General features: G+C 44.3%; 20 protein-coding genes, 2 rRNA genes and 1 riboswitch. Of the genes, 3 read left to right on the top strand and 19 right to left on the bottom strand.

Annotated elements, in window-relative coordinates:
- Positions 1 to 101 precede the first annotated feature (101 nt).
- The 3 genes from LQ216_RS14205 to LQ216_RS14195 all read right to left on the bottom strand — a co-directional run bounded on the left by LQ216_RS14205 (position 102) and on the right by LQ216_RS14195 (position 3,261).
- The gene (locus LQ216_RS14205; RefSeq protein ID WP_230130143.1) at positions 102 to 395 is read right to left on the bottom strand and encodes a YerC/YecD family TrpR-related protein; all 294 of its coding nucleotides are present in this window, start codon (positions 393 to 395) and stop codon (positions 102 to 104) included.
- 25 nt (positions 396 to 420) lie between these two features.
- A complete protein-coding gene (locus LQ216_RS14200; protein WP_230130142.1) occupies positions 421 to 1,455 on the bottom strand; it encodes a DUF3048 domain-containing protein in 1,035 nt (344 codons plus the stop codon).
- 63 nt (positions 1,456 to 1,518) lie between these two features.
- Positions 1,519 to 3,261 (bottom strand): adenine deaminase C-terminal domain-containing protein, encoded by a 1,743-nt coding sequence (locus LQ216_RS14195; RefSeq protein WP_230130141.1) that lies wholly within the window; start codon positions 3,259 to 3,261, stop codon positions 1,519 to 1,521.
- Positions 3,262 to 3,398: 137 nt separating this feature from the next.
- On the opposite strand from LQ216_RS14195, the gene LQ216_RS14190 reads away from it, so the two are divergent.
- Complete coding sequence (locus tag LQ216_RS14190; protein ID WP_230130140.1) at positions 3,399 to 3,650, top strand: DUF2892 domain-containing protein; 252 nt, start codon at positions 3,399 to 3,401, stop codon at positions 3,648 to 3,650.
- A gap of 219 nt (positions 3,651 to 3,869) precedes the next feature.
- On the opposite strand, the gene purD is transcribed toward LQ216_RS14190, so the two are convergent.
- The 14 genes from purD to LQ216_RS14120 form a co-directional block, all read right to left on the bottom strand.
- Positions 3,870 to 5,141: a phosphoribosylamine--glycine ligase gene (gene purD, locus LQ216_RS14185; protein ID WP_230130139.1), complete on the bottom strand. Its 1,272-nt coding sequence runs from the start codon at positions 5,139 to 5,141 to the stop codon at positions 3,870 to 3,872.
- A gap of 67 nt (positions 5,142 to 5,208) precedes the next feature.
- Positions 5,209 to 6,744 (bottom strand): bifunctional phosphoribosylaminoimidazolecarboxamide formyltransferase/IMP cyclohydrolase, encoded by a 1,536-nt coding sequence (gene purH / locus LQ216_RS14180; RefSeq protein ID WP_230130138.1) that lies wholly within the window; start codon positions 6,742 to 6,744, stop codon positions 5,209 to 5,211.
- A gap of 2 nt (positions 6,745 to 6,746) precedes the next feature.
- Positions 6,747 to 7,337, bottom strand: a complete 591-nt coding sequence (purN, locus tag LQ216_RS14175) for a phosphoribosylglycinamide formyltransferase (protein ID WP_230130137.1) — start codon at positions 7,335 to 7,337, stop codon at positions 6,747 to 6,749.
- Complete coding sequence (gene purM / locus LQ216_RS14170; RefSeq protein WP_230130136.1) at positions 7,334 to 8,362, bottom strand: phosphoribosylformylglycinamidine cyclo-ligase; 1,029 nt, start codon at positions 8,360 to 8,362, stop codon at positions 7,334 to 7,336. The genes purN and purM overlap by 4 nt, the downstream gene beginning before the upstream one ends.
- Before the next feature lie 15 nt (positions 8,363 to 8,377).
- Complete coding sequence (gene purF, locus LQ216_RS14165; RefSeq protein WP_230130135.1) at positions 8,378 to 9,790, bottom strand: amidophosphoribosyltransferase; 1,413 nt, start codon at positions 9,788 to 9,790, stop codon at positions 8,378 to 8,380.
- On the bottom strand, positions 9,775 to 11,997 hold the full coding sequence (purL, locus tag LQ216_RS14160) for a phosphoribosylformylglycinamidine synthase subunit PurL (protein ID WP_230130134.1): 2,223 nt from the start codon (positions 11,995 to 11,997) through the stop codon (positions 9,775 to 9,777). Before purL ends, purF begins: the two co-directional genes overlap by 16 nt.
- The gene (gene purQ / locus LQ216_RS14155) at positions 11,981 to 12,667 is read right to left on the bottom strand and encodes a phosphoribosylformylglycinamidine synthase subunit PurQ (protein ID WP_230130133.1); all 687 of its coding nucleotides are present in this window, start codon (positions 12,665 to 12,667) and stop codon (positions 11,981 to 11,983) included. The genes purL and purQ overlap by 17 nt, the downstream gene beginning before the upstream one ends.
- Positions 12,664 to 12,918 (bottom strand): phosphoribosylformylglycinamidine synthase subunit PurS, encoded by a 255-nt coding sequence (gene purS / locus LQ216_RS14150; protein WP_230130132.1) that lies wholly within the window; start codon positions 12,916 to 12,918, stop codon positions 12,664 to 12,666. Before purS ends, purQ begins: the two co-directional genes overlap by 4 nt.
- Positions 12,911 to 13,630: a phosphoribosylaminoimidazolesuccinocarboxamide synthase gene (gene purC, locus LQ216_RS14145; protein ID WP_230130131.1), complete on the bottom strand. Its 720-nt coding sequence runs from the start codon at positions 13,628 to 13,630 to the stop codon at positions 12,911 to 12,913. Before purC ends, purS begins: the two co-directional genes overlap by 8 nt.
- Positions 13,631 to 14,362: 732 nt before the next feature.
- Positions 14,363 to 15,655: an adenylosuccinate lyase gene (gene purB / locus LQ216_RS14140; protein ID WP_230130130.1), complete on the bottom strand. Its 1,293-nt coding sequence runs from the start codon at positions 15,653 to 15,655 to the stop codon at positions 14,363 to 14,365.
- Positions 15,652 to 16,812, bottom strand: a complete 1,161-nt coding sequence (purK, locus tag LQ216_RS14135) for a 5-(carboxyamino)imidazole ribonucleotide synthase (RefSeq protein WP_230130129.1) — start codon at positions 16,810 to 16,812, stop codon at positions 15,652 to 15,654. The genes purB and purK overlap by 4 nt, the downstream gene beginning before the upstream one ends.
- Positions 16,796 to 17,284 (bottom strand): 5-(carboxyamino)imidazole ribonucleotide mutase, encoded by a 489-nt coding sequence (purE, locus tag LQ216_RS14130; protein WP_230130128.1) that lies wholly within the window; start codon positions 17,282 to 17,284, stop codon positions 16,796 to 16,798. The genes purK and purE overlap by 17 nt, the downstream gene beginning before the upstream one ends.
- A gap of 172 nt (positions 17,285 to 17,456) precedes the next feature.
- Positions 17,457 to 17,558, bottom strand: a riboswitch (purine riboswitch).
- A 78-nt stretch (positions 17,559 to 17,636) separates the two neighbouring features.
- Positions 17,637 to 17,837, bottom strand: a complete 201-nt coding sequence (locus tag LQ216_RS14125; protein ID WP_230130127.1) for an NETI motif-containing protein — start codon at positions 17,835 to 17,837, stop codon at positions 17,637 to 17,639.
- Positions 17,809 to 18,354 (bottom strand): DUF2179 domain-containing protein, encoded by a 546-nt coding sequence (locus tag LQ216_RS14120; protein WP_230130284.1) that lies wholly within the window; start codon positions 18,352 to 18,354, stop codon positions 17,809 to 17,811. Before LQ216_RS14120 ends, LQ216_RS14125 begins: the two co-directional genes overlap by 29 nt.
- A 227-nt stretch (positions 18,355 to 18,581) precedes the next feature.
- On the opposite strand from LQ216_RS14120, the gene LQ216_RS14115 reads away from it, so the two are divergent.
- Both LQ216_RS14115 and LQ216_RS14110 read left to right on the top strand, forming a co-directional pair.
- Entirely contained in the window at positions 18,582 to 20,018 is a 1,437-nt protein-coding gene (locus LQ216_RS14115; protein WP_230130126.1) for an FAD-binding oxidoreductase, read from the top strand.
- Positions 20,015 to 20,587 (top strand): MFS transporter, encoded by a 573-nt coding sequence (locus tag LQ216_RS14110; protein WP_230130125.1) that lies wholly within the window; start codon positions 20,015 to 20,017, stop codon positions 20,585 to 20,587. The genes LQ216_RS14115 and LQ216_RS14110 overlap by 4 nt, the downstream gene beginning before the upstream one ends.
- Before the next feature lie 534 nt (positions 20,588 to 21,121).
- Here the strand turns inward: LQ216_RS14110 and rrf are convergent.
- Positions 21,122 to 21,238 (bottom strand): 5S ribosomal RNA (gene rrf / locus LQ216_RS14105).
- A gap of 68 nt (positions 21,239 to 21,306) precedes the next feature.
- Positions 21,307 to 21,410: ribosomal RNA gene (locus tag LQ216_RS14100) — 23S ribosomal RNA — on the bottom strand; the annotation flags it as partial.

Raw genomic sequence — 21,410 nt, 5'->3', positions numbered from 1 at the left:
CATTAAACCATTATAGCATTAAGAAAAATGATAAAAAAAGAGAGTATATTAAAAAACGAAAGCCGGGGATATCCTTCCCCGGCCTTAGGAGTTCTATAAAATTAATCTTCTTTAATTCGTTCAAGCGCCATTGTGTAGGCATCATTTCCGTAGTTCAAGCATCTTTTCACACGCGAAATGGTTGCCGTGCTGGCCCCTGTTTCCGTTTCGATTTTGTGGTATGTTTTGCCTTCCTCAAGCATCCGTGCCACTTCGAGCCGTTGGGCCAGTGATTGTATTTCATTTACCGTACATAAATCATCAAAAAAGCGATAGCACTCATCTAAGTCTTTTAGAGATAAAACAGCTTGAAACAGCTGATCAAGGTCTTTTCCTCTTAATTTTTCAATTTGCATACCATTACTCCCTTTAATGAACTAGTTACTCAGGATCAACAGATACAGATTCAATTAAACCTGGTTGATCAGGAATAATATTAACCCATGTTTTTCCCGGTACCAGTCCCATTTCTGCCCCGTTCTTTACCGGAACGATATGGCCGTCTTTATTTTGCCATTGTACTTCATTCATTTTCCCTTTTTGAAGCAAATAGCCTTTTCCGCCATTTTCTAAGTTAATATCACGACGTCCACTATTGTCAATAACCTGATGGGACGCTTCAATGATGAATATGTTATCCAGCAACACCGGGGTCTCTTTTTCATATTCCACGGTCTGTTCGCCGCCTGAAAAGCGTTTGTATTTGCCCGATTCTTCATCATATTCAAAGGTCACATCAAAGATTGGCGAACCATAAGAAATCAGCACAGACAGAGCCGAATTCCCCTGCAGGTCCTTAGACTGCTTCTCTGTTAAAAAAGTAAATGGATCTGGCTGGCTGTCCAGATCAAATGAATTGTCTTCGGCGCCTTTTTCGATATTCTTATAGGTGATGTACGAATTGTGCGGCGCCTTTCGGAAGTCTACCCTCTTGAACAACGTGCCATCATATGCGATTCCATTTAAGTGGTCGACATAGCCCCCGGCAAGCAGAGCTTTGGCATCAGGGCTGTATCCATGGGCAATGAACAACGCATCGAGCCCTTTTGCCAATCTAATATAATAGTCTCTGGCACTGCGTACAGGGCCTACCTTTTCCGGCTTTTCACTTTGGTAAACGGCTAGGAATCTTGTAACTTCGGCCTCGGCAAGCATTTCATACACGATGTCCGCCTTGGATAGACCTGATTGTGGGCGAGCGTCTGGATGATTATTGATCATTACGGCGACCGCCCTTCCCTCCGGCTCTTCATTCGTGCCGATTCCAGATAGTGGAAAGGTATTCGAAAACTGCTTTTCTTCTACTTTTGAACTTATCTCGATTGCTTTCTCTTTTGGCTTAGCATCCTCTTCGCTTTTACATCCGGTAATGAGTATAGATACAGCCAATAAAATAACGGTTACTTTTAGCTTCATTTCTAACACTCCCTGCCTTTTGAAAGGCTTCCCCAACTTTGGAAATTTATCTTTTTCTATATTTTATCGCATTATCGGGGGAAAGAGTACCGTTTTATTCATGACATCATACATGCCTTGCTGAGTAATGCGTATATATGGTAGGTGTGTAGATGAAAAGAATAACAGACTATAGACCGGGTCAGAGAAAGGATAGCCCCTTTCTGCTAAAAGAGCCTTCAGCTCGTTTTCTTTCTCTATCAGTTCAGGAATGGGTTCTTTGGACATGATACCTTTTAATGTTAAAGGAAGTTCATATATGACCTTATCATGCTCAGTTATGACGATTCCTCCGCCAATCTCCTTCATTCGATTAAAGGCGGTGATCATATCCTTCTTCCGCTTGCCAATCAGGATGATATCACCGGAGTTAGAATAAGAACTGGCAAATCCGCACAATTTATTCGCAAATCCTTTAATAAGCGTATTGATTCTCCACTTACCATTTGCATCAACCATCATTAAGAAAGATTCATCATGGTCAAAGGACAATTCTTCGTATGACACATCTGAAGTAATGGAATACGGTTTTGTAATGACATCGTTGACCATCTCGATTCCAAATGGCATCGAAAACTCTAAATCATTCGGTTCAATACCCCAGTCCAGCTTCATTGGACTAAAACCATATTGATCCCAATTGATTGTCGCTAAATCAGGACTTTCTATTCCATCGCGCTTTACCCAATGTCCTTTAGCCAACACAGAAACAGGGGTCGGATTCTCTTTATCTTCAAGGAAATTAATATTCGCGACCCTGCCTGTAGCAATATTGCCGTGCAAGTATTCAATGTTGTAATGCTTCGCAATATTAATGGTCGCCATATTATAGGCGTCAATGACAGGAATGCCCTTCTCAATCGCCATCCTGATCATGTTGTCTTGTAAGCCTTGTTCATAAAAAGATGGCGGCGAGCCGTCCGTCGTGAATAATAATTTATCAAAATGCTCTAAACCGAGCTCCTGGATTTCATCCAACAGCTTGGGCAAGTCAGGGCGAATGGATGAATGACGCAGTGATACGGTATATCCTTGCATCAAGCGGGTCATTACCTCTTCACCCGTCATCGCCTCATGATCGGCATCTGCTCCAAACAGCATCATCTTTGCCAATGTTTTTTCAGAGGCTCCTGGAAAATGGCCTTCAATTTGCTTCCGCATCCGCTTTGTTTCCTGCATCCAGTGAAGCAGCATATCATCGCCCGCCAGAAGCCTTGGCCAGCTTGTCAGCTCCCCGCCCTGTAGAACAGCATCATGCTCAAGCCATGCTTTTACCTCTCCATGAGAAAAAATCATTTCTTCGTTCTGAAGCTCAGTCTGCGCATCAAACCGGCTCCACCAGTACATCGTGGCAGGGACCTCCTTAAACTCCTCCAAAAGGGAAAACGCTTTCTTTTTTTCTAATTGTAAAAAAAGGACCAGGTTATCGTTAATCAACGTTGTGGTTCCAAAATTAGATGCATATTGCGAAAGGGAAAGGGGATTATAAACTTGAAACGGATGGGCATGGGGTTCTATGTAACCAGGGACTAGATATTGATTCTTACAATCAATAATTTCGCAGCCTTCAAGGTTATCAGGAAGCTTTTCCCCGACATACACGATCCGGTCGTCGTAAATCCAAATATTCGCTTTCATCCATTTTCTAAAAACCTGATTTAAATAGACAGCATCTTTAAGCAGCATCTGCGGCGCTTTTTTGCCGTCCAATACAGCTACATGCTCACGCAGATGCTTGTTTTTCCATCGATATCGCTGTTCCAGCATGAACATACTCCCCTTATATTGTAAGCGCTTTAATTAATTGGTAAATTAAAGAAAGTCAAATTAGTTTTCTTATATAATACCACATTTAACATTTTAACACAGTAAAGTTTTAATCTTTTATGAAGGGAGTCATTTCATTGAAAGTCCAGCAAAATATCGGAATTGTGAATGCTTTGATCCGGATTACATTCGGGTTTACGGTACTCGCATGGACAACAGCCAAGCTCGTCAAGAAGCCATGGCGAGAATCCTACATACTCATGGCCGCGCTTGCCGCCATGAAGATTGGCGAGGGGATTCTCAAGTTTTGTCCGGTAACGGCATTGTATAAGAAAAGTCAGGGTCTCCTAAACAGCGAAGGTTCCGGCAAATGGGATGAAAAGCAATGACATGTAAAAAAACGCTTAGGGGCCCCCCCAAGCGTTTTTGCATGTAATTAGAAATTCACCGAGCTATTTATTATCCGGGACAGGGTTTATTGTCCAAACCGGGACTTTTTTATCCGAACCCAGGATTTATTATCCAACCAGGACTTTTATTATCCGAACCCAGGATTTATTATCCAAACTAGGACTTTTATTATCCAAACTAACTAGCATTCCCATTTCTTACGAAAAGTCGTACTGAATCGCTTTGTGGCCAATATCTTTTCGCCAAAACAGCCCGTCCTTTTGGAGCTGTTCAAGCTCTTTATAGACACTTGCCTGGGCTGCGAGGAGATCGGCGCCTTTTGCGGCCAGCAGCAATACGCGGCCACCGCCCGAGACATATTCACCCGAGTCATTTTTTGCCGTCCCCGCGTGATAGATATGCGTATCAGAACTTACATCTTCGAGCCCTTTAATGATACTGCCTTTTTCATATTCACCCGGATAACCTTGCGCCGCTACGACCACTCCAAGCACCGGAGAATCATCCCAGTCGATTTGGAGTTCATTTCCTTCTAGTACTGACTCAAGCACGTCGACAAAATCGCTATTCATTCTTGGCAGGACAACCTGTGTTTCCGGGTCGCCGAATCTGGCGTTGAATTCAATGACTTTGGTCCCGTCAGTCGTCGCGATCAATCCTGCATATAACACACCCGTGAAGTGGCGCCCTTCCTGAACGAGTGCGGAAGCAGCCGGCTTTAGCACCGTTTCCAAAGCTTTTTCGACAATGTTATCAGGAATTTGCGGCACTGGTGAATAAGCGCCCATCCCTCCGGTGTTCGGACCTTTATCTCCGTCAAAAGCCCGTTTATGGTCCTGAGCGATGACCATTGGGTATACTTTTTCACCATTTACAAAAGCCATGAATGAAAACTCTTCGCCGTCTAAATACTCTTCTATGACCACTTTAGCTGACGATTGTCCGAATTTAGCATTAACCAGCATTTCGTATAATGCCTCCAGTGCATCTTCCATCGTCTGGGCGACGACAACACCTTTTCCGGCCGCAAGTCCGTCGGCTTTTATCACGATTGGAACTCCCTTTTCTTCCAAATAGGCTTTAGCCTGTTCAAAGTCGGAGAACGTTTCATATGCTGCGGTTGGAATGTTGTAATTTTTCATCAAATCCTTGGCAAATGATTTACTGCCTTCAATTTCAGCGGCCAGCCGTTCAGGTCCGAACACCCGTAAGCCTGCCTTTTTAAAATCATCAGCCAGTCCATTCAGCAAAGGGATTTCCGCCCCGATGACTGTTAAAGAAACCTTCTTTTCCTTTGCGAAGGAAATGAGGCCCTCATGATTGTTTTCCTGGATGGAAACCAGCTCGGCGACATCTTCCATTCCCGGATTGCCTGGTGCCACGTACACATTATCTACTCGCTTGCTTTCTTTCAGCTTTCGGGCGATGGCATGCTCTCTGCCGCCACGGCCAATGACTAACACATTCATGAACCCACCTCATCCCAAATTAAAAGCGTAGTATTTTCTATATACCCGCTTGAAACGACTTCAGACATCAATGCTTAAAATGCCGTACGCCTGTAAATACCATGGCAATGCCATATTCATCGGCTTTCTTGATTGAATCTTCATCCCGGACAGAGCCACCAGGTTGAATGATAGCTGTAATGCCTGCTTTTGCTGCTGCCTCCACTGTGTCATCCATCGGGAAGAAGGCATCCGAAGCTAATGCACTGCCCTTTGCCCGCTCAGCCGCCTGTTCCAAGGCTATTTTTGCAGCTCCAACACGGTTCATCTGACCCGCACCGACACCTAGTGTCATTTTATCGTCAGAGACAACAATCGCGTTGGACTTTACGTGCTTGACAACATTCCAGCCCAGCTTCAATGCTTCCCACTCCTGACCAGTCGGCTGGCGTTTTGTCGGGACAATGATATTTGCCTGATCTAATCCGTATGTGTCCATATCCTGGACAAGCAGGCCTCCTTCGATGGAAGTTAATTTGCGTTCAATCTTTTGGTTTCCATTAAAGTCAATTGTGAGCAGACGAATGTTTTTCTTAGCGGTCAGGATTTCAAAGGCTTCTTTTGAAAAAGCCGGGGCAATCACGATCTCCAGAAAAATCCCGCTCAGCATCTCGGCCGTTTCTTCATCGACTTCCCGATTCAACGCGACAATACCACCGAAAATGGAGGTTTCATCTGCTTCATACGCTTTTTTGAATGCTTCCGTAATAGTGGAGCCTGTTCCAACACCGCATGGGTTCATATGTTTGACTGCAACGGCTGCCGGTTCTTTGAACTCTTTCACGATTTGTATGGCAGCGTCTGCATCATTAATATTATTGTAGGAAAGCTCTTTACCATGAAGCTGTTCTGCCTGAGCGATCGAGAATGCGGAGCCCAGCGGCTTTTTATAGAAGGACGCTTTTTGATGCGGGTTTTCCCCGTAGCGGAGCGTTTGTTTTAATTCAAATGTCACCGTCAGGCTTTCCGGATTCTCTTCTTCAGCAAGCTTTGTCATGTATTCCGAGATGACAGCATCATATGAGGCCGTATGGCGGAATACTTTTGCAGCCAGTTTTCTCCTCGTTGCAGGCTGGACTTCACCTTGTTCAAACAATTCGGTAAGGACTGCCCCGTAATCGGCAGGATCCGTAACGACTGTTACATATTCATGGTTTTTAGCGCTTGAGCGGAGCATCGTCGGTCCACCGATATCGATGTTTTCAATCGCATCTTCAGGAGTAACGTCCGGCTTCGCGATTGTCTGTTGGAACGGATACAGATTGACGCAGACCAGCTGAATCGGGGTGATATTATGCTTTTCGAGCTGTCTTTGGTGTTCTGGGTCTCCGTGTCGGGCCAAGAGAGCACCATGGACATTAGGATGCAATGTTTTCACACGTCCGTCCAAAATTTCAGGAAATCCGGTTACATCGCTGATTCCTGTCACCTCTATGCCATTTTCAGTTAATGCTTTCTTCGTGCCTCCAGTAGATATGATTTCAAAACCGGCTTCTTTTAATCCTTGTGCAAATTCAATAATGCCGGTTTTGTCGGAAACACTAAGCAATGCTCTTTTAGCCACTTTTATCCCTCCACATGAATGTACTCATTTTTCTCTAATATCCCTTTTAAAACAGACGGATATAGTTCATGCTCCGCTGTCTGGATCCGCTGTTGCAGTGTCTCTCTTGTATCTCCTTCGAGCACCGGTACTTCCTGCTGGGCGATGATCGGCCCGGTATCCATCCCTTCGTCCACATAATGAACCGTTACGCCCGTCACCTTCACTTTGGCAACAAACGCTTGTCCGATTGCATCCTTTCCTGGAAAAGCCGGGAGCAGGGACGGATGGATATTAACAATCCTGCCCGAAAATTCACGCAGAAGCGTCGGCCCGATCAAACGCATATATCCCGCTAAAACAATGACTTCTACTCCAAGTTCACGAAGGTTCATCAATATTTCTGTTTCAAAATCTTCTTTACTCTTGTACTCTTTTGGTGTAAAGCTGAATGTCTCAAAGCCTGCTGAATTCGCTCTTTCAAGGACATAGGCATCCTTTTTGTCACTCACGACCAGACTGATGTCCGCCTGCAGGCTTCCTGCTTTTACAGCTTCGTATATCGCTTGAAAGTTACTCCCATTCCCTGATGCAAAAATCGCGATTTTTCTCATCGGGTAAAAGACACTCCTTCACGATTAACCACTTTACCGATCACACTGGCTTTTTCGCCGCAGCCTTCAAAATGGCTTAAAACACGGTCTTTGTCTTCGGGACTGACAACGACAGCCATGCCGATTCCCATGTTAAAAATATTGAACATTTCTTCATGAGACAGGTTCCCTTTATTTTCGAGCAGCTTAAAAATCGGCGGGATACTCCAGCTCCCCAGCTCGATTTCAATCCCTGTATGTTCAGGAAGCATGCGCGGGAGGTTTTCGATAAATCCGCCGCCGGTTATATGGGCCATCCCTTTTAGCTTATACGTTTCCAAAGCTGACAAGATCGATTTTACATATATTTTAGTAGGCTTCAGCAATTCTTCACCTAGCGTGCAGCCTAGTTCGTCCATGTGTTCTGTTAATTCCATTTGAGAATCCTGCAGCAACACCTTGCGCACGAGGGAGTAACCATTGCTGTGAATCCCGCTTGATGCAAGGCCAATGACAAGATCCCCCGGAGAGATGTCTTTTCCGGTAACCAGCTTAGATTTTTCAACCGCACCAACGGCAAATCCGGCGACATCGTATTCGTTTGCATCATACATTCCCGGCATTTCAGCTGTTTCGCCACCGATTAGCGCTGCTCCCGCCTGTTCACAGCCGTCTGCCACACCTTGTACAATGCTTTCGATTTTTTCAGGAAGGGCTTTGCCGCAGGCAATATAGTCTAAGAAGTAAATCGGTTCGGCTCCCTGGACGACGATATCATTGACGCACATAGCTACACAGTCAATCCCGATGGTATCATGCTTATTAAGCAAGATCGCCAAAAGCAGCTTCGTCCCCACACCATCGGTCCCTGAAACTAAAACGGGCTCTTTTAAACCGAGTGTTGATAAATCAAACATGCCGCCAAAACCACCGAGACCGCTCATGACCTCCGGGCGCATTGTGCGCTGAACATGTTTTTTCATCCGGGTAACCGATTCATAGCCAGCCTCAATGTCTACCCCGGCCTGCTTATATGCGTTTGCCATTGTTAATCCTCCCCATCAGCATTTTTGTAAATCTTGTACTGACTGCTCGTAGATCTCTGTTGGATATTGACCGGTAAAGCACGCAAGACACTGGCCATGAGTCTCCCCAGCGAAGGGCCGTCCAATGCCCTTAACCATGCCTTCCACACTTAAGAAGGTTAGTGAATCGGCGCCAATCAGCTTTCTGATTTCTTCTACCGATTTTTCGGAAGCAATTAATTCGTCCCTAGAAGATGTATCAATTCCATAGAAGCAAGGGTTTTTAATAGGTGGAGAACTGATGCAGACATGTACCTCTTTTGCCCCCGCTTCCTTGAGCATTGTGACAATTCGTTTGCTTGTTGTGCCACGGACAATCGAGTCATCGACCATAACGACGCGTTTGCCTTCCACTACACCTCTTACAGGTGCTAGCTTCATTTTCACGCCTTGCTCTCGAAGAGACTGCGACGGCTGGATAAATGTTCGTCCCACGTAACGGTTCTTAATCAAGCCCATTTCATAAGGAATGCCTGCAGCTTCCGCATAGCCGATTGCCGCAGAAATGCTCGAATCAGGAACGCCTGTAACGACGTCTGCGTCAATCAATGTTTCCATCGCCAGCTGCTTCCCTAAATTTTTTCTCGCGGTATGAACATTGATGCCATCAATATTGCTATCCGGACGGGAAAAATAGACGTATTCCATCGTGCACATTGAACGCTGGCTTGATGTGGCAAAACGTTCCGAATGTATGCCATCTTTGTTCATGATGACCAGTTCACCCGGTTCAAAATCCCTGACAAATTCAGCGCCGACAATATCGAGGGCACATGTTTCGGAAGCCACGACATAAGCGTCCCCTATTTTTCCGAGCGAAAGTGGACGAAGGCCATGTGGATCTACCGCAACCAGCATTTCAGTTTCGGTCATGATCAGGAACGCATAGGCGCCCTTTAGCATCCCTAACGCATTTTTAACTCGTTCCTTAATGTCCGAAAAACCGCCCCTTCTAATTAAATGGGCTAATACTTCGGTATCGGATGTCGTTTGAAAGATACTGCCCTGTGCTTCAAGCTGCCCTTTCAGCTGTTTCGCATTGACGAGATTCCCATTATGGGCAAGGGCAAGCCCGCCGCTTTGAGAGTTAAATAGAAACGGCTGGACGTTTTCATAGCCACCGCCACCTGCTGTCGCATAGCGCACGTGACCGATCGCGGCGATACCAGAAAGATCCTGCATTTTCTCAGCGGGAAACACTTCGGTAACCAGTCCTTCTCCCTTTACACCCCTCAGTTTCCCGCCGTCACTTAACACCATACCAGCGCCTTCTTGCCCTCTGTGCTGGAGGCTGTGCAATCCATAATACGTAATCTGGGCCGCGTCCGGATGTCCCCAAACACCAAATACACCGCATTCCTCATTCAGGCCTTTTATTTCAGCAAGCATGGGATCGCTCCTTTCCAGGCTTCGTGTAATTCACCGACATTTGCGTCAACCAATCTATTATTTTCTTCATTCACCACTGTCAAAACACCGTTACTTGTCACTTCTCCAATATTCACTGCGTCTTGGACTATTCCTTCAAACGCTTGGCGATGCTCAGATTTAACCGAGATCAAGAAACGGGATTGGGTTTCGCTAAATAGAGCAACTGCTACATCGCCGGTTACTTTAATATTAGCACCTAGATGACTTGTCCCGAATAATGATTCAGCAACCGCAACAGCTAGACCGCCTTCCGCAAGGTCATGGGCTGAAGAGACCAAGCCGTTTTTAATAGCTGCTAAAATTTGAGCCTGGCGCTCTTTCTCAACTTCTAAGTCAATGGATGGAGCTTTGCCGAAAATTCTACCTTCAATCATTTTTTGAAGCTCGCTGCCCGCGAATTCAATTTTCGTTTCTCCAATCACATAGATCAAATCGCCCGCATTTTTAAACGTCTGCGTAGTCACATGGTTGATGTCTTCGATCAAGCCGACCATGCCCACTACCGGTGTCGGATATACGGCTACACCGTTATTTTCGTTGTACAGTGAAACATTTCCGCCAATGACTGGTGTGCTTAGCGTACGGCATGCCTCACTCATCCCGTCGGCCGCTTTCTCAATTTGCCAGAAAATCTCCGGCTTCTCCGGGTTTCCGAAATTCAAGCAATCCGTAATCGCTAACGGCTCCCCACCTGAACAGACGATATTGCGCGCCGCCTCGGCTACCGCAATTTTGCCTCCGACTTCCGGATCGAGGTATAAATAACGGGAGTTACAATCGGTTGTCATCGCAAGTGCTTTATTAGTTTCTCTTATTCTCACAACAGCCGCGTCAGAACCTGGCACGACGACCGTATTTGTCTGAACCATATAATCATACTGGTCATACACCCATTCCTTGCTGGAAATCGTAGGCTGGGAAAGTAATTTCTTAAGGGTTTCACCGTAATCAGCCAGTTTATAAGATTTGCTCTCCATCTGCTGGAACTCTTGATAATAAAGCGGCTCCCGGGAAGGTTTATAATACACTGGCGCCTCTTCCGCCAATGCATCAGCCGCTACCTTAGCTACCAATTCACCTTTATGGAAAAGTGTCAGGTTTTTATCATCGGTGACAACACCGACTGAAACGGCTTCAAGACCGTATTTGGAAAATAAATCGACGATTTCCTGCTCACGTCCTTTTTCTACGACGATGAGCATGCGCTCCTGAGATTCGGAAAGCATCATTTCATAAGCGGTCATTCCGGTTTCTCGTTGTGGGATAAAATCCAGATTCATTTCAATTCCAGAGCCGGCTTTACTGGCCATTTCAGCGCTTGAACTTGTTAATCCTGCCGCTCCCATATCCTGAATCCCAACCAGCGCATCCGATTGAATTAATTCTAAACATGCTTCAAGCAACAGCTTTTCCATGAAAGGATCCCCAACTTGGACTGCCGGCCGTTTTTCTTCGGAAGCGTCCGTTAGTTCTTCGGAAGCAAAGGTTGCCCCGTGAATGCCATCTCGACCTGTTTTAGCACCTACATACATGACTGTGTTTCCGACTCCATGCGCCTGTCCTTTTTTAATATTCTCATGATTAATTAAGCCTACACACATCGCGTTCACTAACGGATTTCCCGCGTAGGAAGGGTCGAATTGGATTTCTCCGCCAACAGTCGGGATTCCGATACAGTTGCCGTAACCTGCAATACCGGCTACTACTTCTTTAAACAAATACTTAACTCTCGGATTATCCAATTCTCCGAAACGCAGTGAGTTTAGTAGGGCAATTGGCCGGGCCCCCATCGAAAACACATCACGGATGATGCCGCCAACTCCTGTAGCTGCGCCCTGGTATGGTTCGATGGCTGACGGATGGTTATGGCTTTCGATCTTAAATACAACCGCCTGGTTATCGCCAATATCAACGATTCCTGCTCCTTCCCCGGGCCCCTGTAAAACTCTCTCGCCTGTAACAGGGAACTTTTTTAGCACCGGCTTGGAGTTCTTATATGAACAGTGTTCGGACCACATAACCGAGAACAGTCCGGTTTCCGTATAATTCGGAAGCCTGCCAAGGGTTTCTTCAACCATCGTAAATTCCGCGTCAGATAATCCCATTTGTGCATAGATGCGTTCTGATTTGATCAATTCCGGTGTTGGTTCAAGCAGTAAAGACATGTGATTCCCTCCAGCTTTTTACGATTGATTGAAACAGTTTTAATCCGTCTGCACTTCCTAAAAGCATGTCGACTGCCCGCTCCGGATGTGGCATCATACCGAGTACATTGCCGCTTTTATTTGTAATTCCTGCTATGTCGTTAAGGCTTCCGTTCGGATTTATTTCATGATAGGAAAAAACGATTTGGTTATTTTCCTTTAATTCTGCCAGGGTTTGCTCATCGCAATAATAATTACCTTCACCATGGGCGATTGGTATAGAGATAACTTCTCCTTGTTGATATCCATTTGTAAAGATCGTCTGATTGTTTTCAACCTTCAACTCCGCTACGCGGCACATAAATTTCAAATCTTTATTTCTGCGCATCGCCCCTGGAAGCAGTCCTGCTTCCAATAAAATTTGAAATCCGTTGCACACACCGAGAACCGGCTTGCCTGCTTCCGCCGCTTTGATTACTTCTGACATCACCTTTGAAAAACGGGCAATCGCACCGCTTCGAAGATAATCTCCATAAGAAAAGCCTCCTGGAAGCAATATCCCATCATAACCTTCGAGGCTGTCTGTTGTATGCCAGACAAATTCCGCTTCCGCGCCGAGTTCATCCTTGATTGCATGATACATATCACTGTCACAATTGGAGCCGGGAAAGACGATCACTGCAAATTTCATTGAGCGACAACCTCCTCGATTTCATATCGATAGTCCTCAATCACCGTATTCGCCAACAGCTTTTCACACATTACACGAACGAGCTGATCAACATCGCGATCACTTTTTTCTAGCGAAAGTTCAAGAAATTTGCCGATCCTGACATCCTTCACTTCGTTGTATGCCATACTCTGCAAGGATTGCTGAACAGCGGTTCCCTGTGGGTCCAACACACTTTCTCTTAATGTGATATATACTTTGACTTTATACATGCAGGTTTTCCCCCAGCTTCGTTAAGATTTTTTCATATGCATCAGTTAAATTGCCTAAATCCCGGCGAAATACATCCTTGTCCAACCGTTCATTCGTTTCGATATCCCAAAGCCGGCATGTATCCGGTGAAATTTCATCAGCAAGCAGAATAACTCCTGCTGCGGTTTTACCGAATTCCAATTTAAAGTCGATTAAAGAGATTCCGAGCTCTTTGAAAAACGGAATTAAAACATGGTTTATTTGCAACGCTTTGTGCTTTAGGATCTCGACTTCTTCTTTGTTTGCGAGTGCTAATTCTTCGATATGATCTTCTGTTAATAAGGGGTCACCGAGAGCGTCATCTTTGTAATAGAATTCTACGATCGGTTTTTTAAAAGGAGTTCCTTCCGGGATGCCCAGCCTCTTTGACAGACTGCCGGCAGCCGTATTCCGGACGACCACTTCAAGGGGGATGATGTCGACTTTTTTGACCAGCTGTTCCCTATCGGAAAGCTGCTCAACGAAGTGCGAAGCAATGTTTTCTTTATGAAGCTTGGAAAATAGCAAACTTGTAATCTTGTTGTTCAGGATTCCTTTGCCGGCAATCTCGGCTTTCTTTTCACCATTAAAGGCTGTGGCGGAATCTTTATACTCCACCCACACCAATCCGTTTTCATCCGTTGCGTAAATTCGTTTCGCTTTTCCCTCATATAGCAGATCAAGCTTTTTCATCAGTCAGCCCTCCAGATTTGGAATATTAGGAATTTTATAGTTACAGAAATTACATAATCGAGCAGGAATCTTGTTAATCGAGCACAAATTTAGATTATCGAGCAGAAATCCTGTTTATCGAGCACAAATTTGAATTATCGTGCAGAAATCCTGATCATCGCGCACAAATTTGAATTATCGAGCAGATATCCTGATTATCGAGCACAAATTTGAATTATCGAGCAGATATCCTGATTATCGGGCACAAATTTGATTTATCGAGCAGAAATCCTGATTATCGCGCACAAATTTGAATTATCGAGCAGAAATCCTGATTATCGAGCACAAATTTGAATTATCGTGCAGAAATCCTGATTATCGAGCACAAATTTGAATTATCGTGCAGAAATCCTGATCATCGAGCACAAATTTGAATTATCGAGCAGAAATCCTGATCATCGAGCACAAATTAGAATTATCGAGCAGAAATCCTGATTATCGAGCACAAATTTGAATTATCGAGCAGAAATCCTGATCATCGAGCACAAATTTGATTTATCGAGCAGAAATCCTGATCATCGAGCACAAATTTGATTTATCGAGCAGAAATCCTGATTATCGAGCACAAATTTGATTTATCGAGCAGAAATCCTGATCATCGAGCACAAACGTGATAATCCAACGGAAATCTGTAAAAAATAGATGTTGGAGCAGAGGATGTAACCGTTTTTCGGCGATCCTCCGCCCCAGCATTTACAAACCTAATCGTTCAAAAATCAAATCTACATTTTTCAAATGGTAATTATAATCAAAGCAATCATCGAGCTCTTCTTTTGTGAGCAGGCTTGTTATTTTTTCATCCTTATCAAGCAGTTCCCTGAAATGGACTTGCGTTTCCCAGGCTTCCATTGCTCTAGGCTGCACGGTATCATACGCTTCCTCGCGCACTAGGCCTTTTTCGATAAGCGCCAATAGCACACGTTGTGAGTAAATTAAGCCAAGCGTACGATCCATATTGCGTTTCATGTTTTCCGGATATACCGTTAAATTCTTCACGATGTTGCTAAAACGATTCAGCATATAGTTCAAGGCGATGGTCGCATCGGGAAGGATTACTCGTTCCGCTGAAGAGTGCGAGATATCACGCTCATGCCATAGAGCCACGTTTTCATAGGCAGTCATCATATAACCGCGGATTACCCTCGCCATTCCCGTCATGTTTTCAGAGCCGATCGGGTTTCTTTTATGCGGCATCGCCGACGAGCCTTTTTGGCCTTTTGCGAAAAATTCCTCGACCTCACGCGTTTCACTTTTTTGAAGGCCGCGCACCTCGGTTGCGAACTTTTCAATCGATGTCGCGATCAAGGCAATTGTGCCCATGTAATGCGCATGGCGGTCACGCTGCAATGTTTGGGTGGATATAGGCGCTGCCTGTAGTCCCAATTTCTCACAAACATATTGCTCCACAAATGGGTCGATATTGGCATAGGTTCCGACCGCTCCGGAAATTTTTCCGAATTCGATACCTTTCCTGGCTTCATTAAAGCGATCGACATTTCGTTTCATTTCCTCATACCAGAGGCCCAGCTTCAGTCCAAAAGTCGTTGGTTCCGCATGAACGCCATGTGTACGTCCCATCATTACGGTATATTTATGCTCTTGAGCTTTGTTTTTCAGGATTTCGACGAATCTCTCGAGGTCTTTTGCTAAAATCTCATTCGCTTGCTTTAATACATAGGAAAGGGCTGTATCCACAACGTCCGTTGATGTTAATCCGTAATGGACCCACTTGCGCTCCTCACCCAATGTTTCGGAAACCGCACGGGTAAAAGCAACGACATCATGGCGCGTTTCTTCTTCAATTTCATTGATGCGGTTAATATTGAAAGAAGCGTTCTCGCGAAGAAGATTTACATCTTCCTTTGGAATGACACCAAGTTCAGCCCACGCCTCGCAGGCAAGGATCTCCACTTCAAGCCAGGCATTAAACCGGTTTTCATCTGTCCAAATTGTGCCCATTTCCGGGCGTGTATAACGTTCAATCATGAAATATCCTCCGTTTCAGCCTGCAGATTCCAAAATCCGCTGCTGTTAATTTCAGAAAGTGCCGTATCAATTGATGGGCGCAAAATATTGATATGCCCCATTTTCCGATTGTGTTTTGCCTCTTCTTTTCCATAAAGGTGAAGCTTCCAATCTGATAAGTTAGCAATATGACTGGTGATGCCATCCAGATGCTGTCCAAGAATATTCACCATAACCACCGGCTTCAATACATTAGTATTGCCTAACGGCCAGTTACAAATCGCACGAATATGCTGTTCGAACTGCGAAGTTTCGCATGCATTCATCGTATAATGTCCAGAATTATGGGGTCTTGGCGCAAGTTCGTTGATAATGATTGCATCCTCTGCTGTCAGGAACATCTCCACCGCAAGCGTACCGACCAATTCGAGTTCATCCGCAAGTAGCTTTGCTTGCTTTATAGCTTCAGCTTCCGCTTGCCCACTAATTCTTGCAGGCACGATGCTTTTATCTAAAATATTGTTGTAATGAATATTTTCGGCCACTGGAAAACAGCTGCTATCACCATTTACTTTCCGGGTAATGATAACCGAGATTTCCTTCACAAATGGGATCCATGCTTCTAGTACACACTTTCCCATGATCAGGACGTCCGTTGCTTTTGCTATATCTACTTCGCTCCGGATAACAAGCTGTCCCTTTCCGTCATAGCCCCCGCGTGCTGTCTTTAAAACACACGGATACCCTACCTTTTCAATCCCGTTGTACAAATCGTGGAGATTATTAACGGCGAAATAAGGCGCAACAGAGGCCCCGGTCATCGAGATAGCCGCTTTCTCAAGCAGCCTGTCCTGGCTGATTTTCAGTAATTCTGATCCTTGTGGCACATAGGCATGATCCTCTAACCATTCAAGCGCCTCAAAGTTAATATTTTCAAATTCGAATGTAATAACATCACTGATTCTCGCAAGCTCTTCGATTGAATCCAAATCATCGTAAGCGCCATTTATTTCAAAGTCGGCGACCTGTCCGCATGGACAATTCTCTGTCGGATCCAATACTGCGACATGAAAACCGAGTGACTTCGCGGAGAGAGCCATCATCCTGCCGAGCTGCCCGCCACCAATGATTCCAATTGTATCTCTAGGTAATATGGTTTTATTATTTAAGATGCTCACTGCTTTGCAACACCTTTTCTCTCGTTTCATTTCGCATGGCTTCGAGCTTTTCCGCGACTGTGCTGTCATGCGATCCCAAAATCTGTGCCGCCAAAAGCCCCGCGTTGATAGATCCGGCTTTCCCGATGGCCACGGTCGCAACCGGAACGCCGCCCGGCATTTGAACGATTGATAATAACGAATCCATTCCGTTCAGCGCCTTTGTCTGAACCGGCACCCCAATCACCGGCAGCGTCGTTTTGGACGCTGTCATACCAGGAAGGTGGGCCGCGCCTCCAGCACCGGCGATGATGACCTTAATACCCCGGTCCCTTGCACTTTCGGCATATTCAAACAGCAAATCAGGAGTCCGATGCGCAGATACTACTCTTTTCTCAAAAGGAATCTCCAACTGTTCAAGCGTTTCACACGCATACTTCATCGTTTCCCAATCAGAAACACTTCCCATTATAACGCCAACTTGCGGTTTCATTGGCTTCTCCTCCAACAGTTGGGATTTTATTTCAATCTAATATATCGATTTAAGCGAAAGCACGAAATCCTAATAATAAAAAAACCGGACAGACTATCTCAAAATCGAGAAAGTAGTCTGTCCGGAATCGTAGTCTTTTTTAATACATACAAAAGACATATGTAATCCAGATAAAGTATCTACTTTCCCTCATAGTCCAATAATTTACGGTTATTGGGTAGAAACTTTCGGGCCATATCCCCAGGATTATATGAGAGAATTCTTTTATACCCCCATCTTACTAGGACAGCATCAATTTTGTCAAGTTATAAATCGAATGATAAGGAGTTTAAAGATCGTTAATGTTCGTGTTTTACTCTAATAATTTTGCTTCAAACACAATTTTTCTTTTAATTGGCTCATATTGGACTTTTCCATCTATTACTCTTTCTTCAAATATTGGCTTTTCCGTTCGTTTAACGGGAATATATCCTGCTGCCTTGATTCTTTCCAGGCAGGCATCGATGCTCTCCCCCTCTGCGACCTCAAAGATCTCTTTCTTTTTCTGGCTCACGAAACAGCTTTCCTTTCTTTACTGATTTCACCCAGAAACCGCCATAAATCGTCTTAGGTTCATAGGCGATTATAAACGCCTTCGGGTCAAGTTGTTTTATTGTATCATACAGCCTCAGTTCATATTTTCTTGGTGTCAATATTTGCAGAGCCATCCGATCACCTTCTAACCCATGCGCAAGCCAGTTCGTTACACCGTACCCCTTCTCCCTTAATTGTCTCGGCAAATCCTTATCGTATTCAGCCGTTATAACATTCACAGTAATATATCCGAGTGCCAGTTTCTCCTCGATTTTCATCCCAACAAGCACGCCAATCCCATACCCAACCGCATAGGCTATCAAATTCTGTATCTCATTGAGGTTATCGAGCACAAGCCCCAGGCCGATGACATAAATGATCACTTCGATCATACTGATTCCCGCGGCTAAATATTTCTGCCCTTTCAGAGTTAGAATCATCCGGATCGTAAAAAAAGATACATAGACAATATTAATTAAAAGAATAATCAAGACCATTGTCGTACTATTTTGAAGCACCCAACCACGTCCCCTTTACTATAGCCCTGTTTTCGATTATTTTACCCTATTCACACAACCTCACACTAGATTAAGATAATTGACTGGAAAATTCAAGCGTGCTTTATTTAAAATCTTATTGAATTAATTCAATAAAAGTGTAAAATTACACTATATTCATGAATATTATGGAAACATAAAGGAATCTGACGGGAAGGGATTTTAAAATGAAAAAAAAGTTTGCCTGGGATCTCCTCCTCCTTTTGGCTATATATTGCGCTGTATTTGGAAGTTCTTTGCACCTTTATCAAACGAATGTATCTCATCCTGAAGTTGAAGATAAAGGAAGGCTGTTGCCGGTTAAAGTAAAAAGCATCGAGCACGCAACCGAGAAAAGAGATTTCCGACAACTCATCGAAAAGAATGACAAGATTTCAATTGCCGGCATGCAGCATAGCCAGGGAGGCCATACCTACTACCCGAACGCCATCATGATCGATATGAAGAATTATAATAAAATACTCGATCTTGATCTTGAAGAAAAAACAATCACCGTTCAAAGCGGGGCAACCTGGGATGACATTCAACGACATATCAACCCTCATGGCTTAGCGGTTAAGGTCATGCAATCGCAAAATATATTCACCGTCGGAGGTTCACTTAGTGTAAATGTCCATGGCCGCGATATTCGTAACGATGCGTTAATTGATACAGTAAAATCATTTCGCCTCATGAATGCTAATGGCCAGATTATAAACGTCAGCAGAACCGAAAACTCCGAGTTATTCCCGCTCGTTATTGGAGGGTACGGTTTGTTCGGCATCATCTTAGATGTAACGCTGCAACTAACAGATGACGAGTTATATAAGATTAGAACAAAAACAATCAATTACAAAGATTATGCTTCCTACTTTGAAAAGGAAGTAAAGAATGATAACCAGGTAAGAATGCATATGTCCCGAATCTCTGTAGCTCCAGACAGCTTGCTGAAGGAAATGTATATAACGGATTATATAATTGCATCCGATCAAAAGAAACTAAAGGATTTCAATAAATTGAAAGAAGAAAACATCATCGCCCTTCCAAAATTCTTTTTAGGGTTATCCCGGCACAGCGACTGGGGGAAAAATGTATTTTGGAATACGCAAAAGTCATTTGCAAAAAACATAGACGGCGATTTTGAAACACGTAATAACGTGATGCGGTCAGACAGTCTGTTTATGGAGTATGATCATGCTGAAAAAACAGAAGTCTTACAGGAATATTTTGTGCCTGTAAACGAATTTGCAGACTACATTGACGGTTTGAGAACAATATTGGAAAAGGAGGATGATTTCAATCTACTTAATATTACAGTGCGCTACGTAGAAAAAAACGATCATTCCGTCATGTCCTTTTCAAAGGATAATATGTTCGCACTTGTTTTACTAATCAACCAAGGAACCTCAGCGGAGGATATAAAAAAAACCAAACAAGTGATCAACGACATGCTAAATTTAACGCTTGAACATAACGGTAGTTACTATTTACCGTATTATTCGTATCCTACCAAACAGCAATTCAAGCAAGCTTACCCGCGTTCAGATGAATTCTTTCAATTGAAACGCAAATACGATCCCGAAGAACGATTTCAAAGTCTTTTTTATGAGGAGTATAAAAAATGAATTATCAACGATTTCTCTATTATCAGAGCATCATCTCCATTGCCGGCAGCATGATATTTCCGTTTTATGTGTTGTTGCTTAACAATGTCGGGAACAGCTACTCCCAATTCGGCTGGGCTTACGGTCTCTTTGCCCTGACTTCGGCATTAGCTTATCCCGTCATCGGAAGACTGGCAGACCGGCTTGGAGACAGCGTCTTGTTTGCCACCTACTCTTGGTCCATGGCTGTCATTCTCTTGTTTCTCCCCCTCATGACGGAAGTATGGCATGTATATGTCCTTCAGATCATTATGGGCCTTTTAGGAGCCGTACAAAGAAATTCGGAAAAAACCTCTCTTGCAAGGAATGTATCAAAAGAAACCGCCGGTATCGAGATAGGAAAATATCATGTATGGACATCCGCAGGCGCTGCCATTGCCATCATTCTAACTGGTTACTTAATCGACTTCCTCACTATAGGCAGTATTTTTTACATTGCCTCCCTTCTTTATGCGGTAAGTGGCTTTATGCTTTTGAAGAAGGGCAAGCAAGTGCAGAAAGGTGAAGTATATGATATTCCAGGAAAATAGGGGTGGTGAGCTAAATTTAAGGGGACAGTTGTCTGAATGAGGTCTTCTATTGTAAGTACAAGAATGCTTTTTTTGCATCATTTTGTGATTCAAACGAAACTCAGGGGGATTTAAGCGAAACTATCGTCCATTTAAGCGAAAGTATAGCTGATTTATGCAAAAACCCAGTTGATTTAAGCGAAACTTCGGAAGCGCAAAAAAGACCAGCCAATTGGCTGGTCTTCTGCTTGCTTGGCGACGTCCTACTCTCACAGGGGGAGATCCCCCAATTACCATCGGCGCTCGAGCTTAACTTCCGTGTTCGGACTCCTGGATGGCGATGAGCCGCGGATCTCTTCGTCAAGCTTCCTTCGCTCCGGTCCTCATGTACATAGTACATTCCGGTCCTCACTCACTCGTTTCCTCGACCTCCTTGCTCCTCCCCATCCAGGGCCTGACTTTCTTTACTTAACTCCCATCATACTTTGAACTTCTTACTAACCTTCGGTTTTAAAACACAAAAAAAGACCAGCCTATTCGACTGATCTTCTGCTTGCTTGGCGACGTCCTACTCTCACAGGGGGAGATCCCCCAACTACCATCGGCGCTGAAGAGCTTAACTTCCGTGTTCGGAATGGGAACGGGTGTGACCTCTTCGCCATCGTCACCAAACATATAAAGGAACCTTGTTCCTTCAAAACTAGATAACAGTAAGGGTTTTTACGTCACTTCAAAACAAATTGGTTAAGTCCTCGATCGATTAGTATCTGTCAGCTCCACGTGTCACCACGCTTCCACCTCAGACCTATCTACCTGATCATCTTTCAGGGATCTTACTAGCTTG

Origin of the sequence: Bacillus sp. CECT 9360, from assembly GCF_918741275.1 — a bacterium.
Classification (GTDB): domain Bacteria; phylum Bacillota; class Bacilli; order Bacillales; family DSM-1321; genus Peribacillus.
Note: the sequence above shows the minus strand (reverse complement) of the source record. Positions and strands in the feature narration are given on the sequence as shown.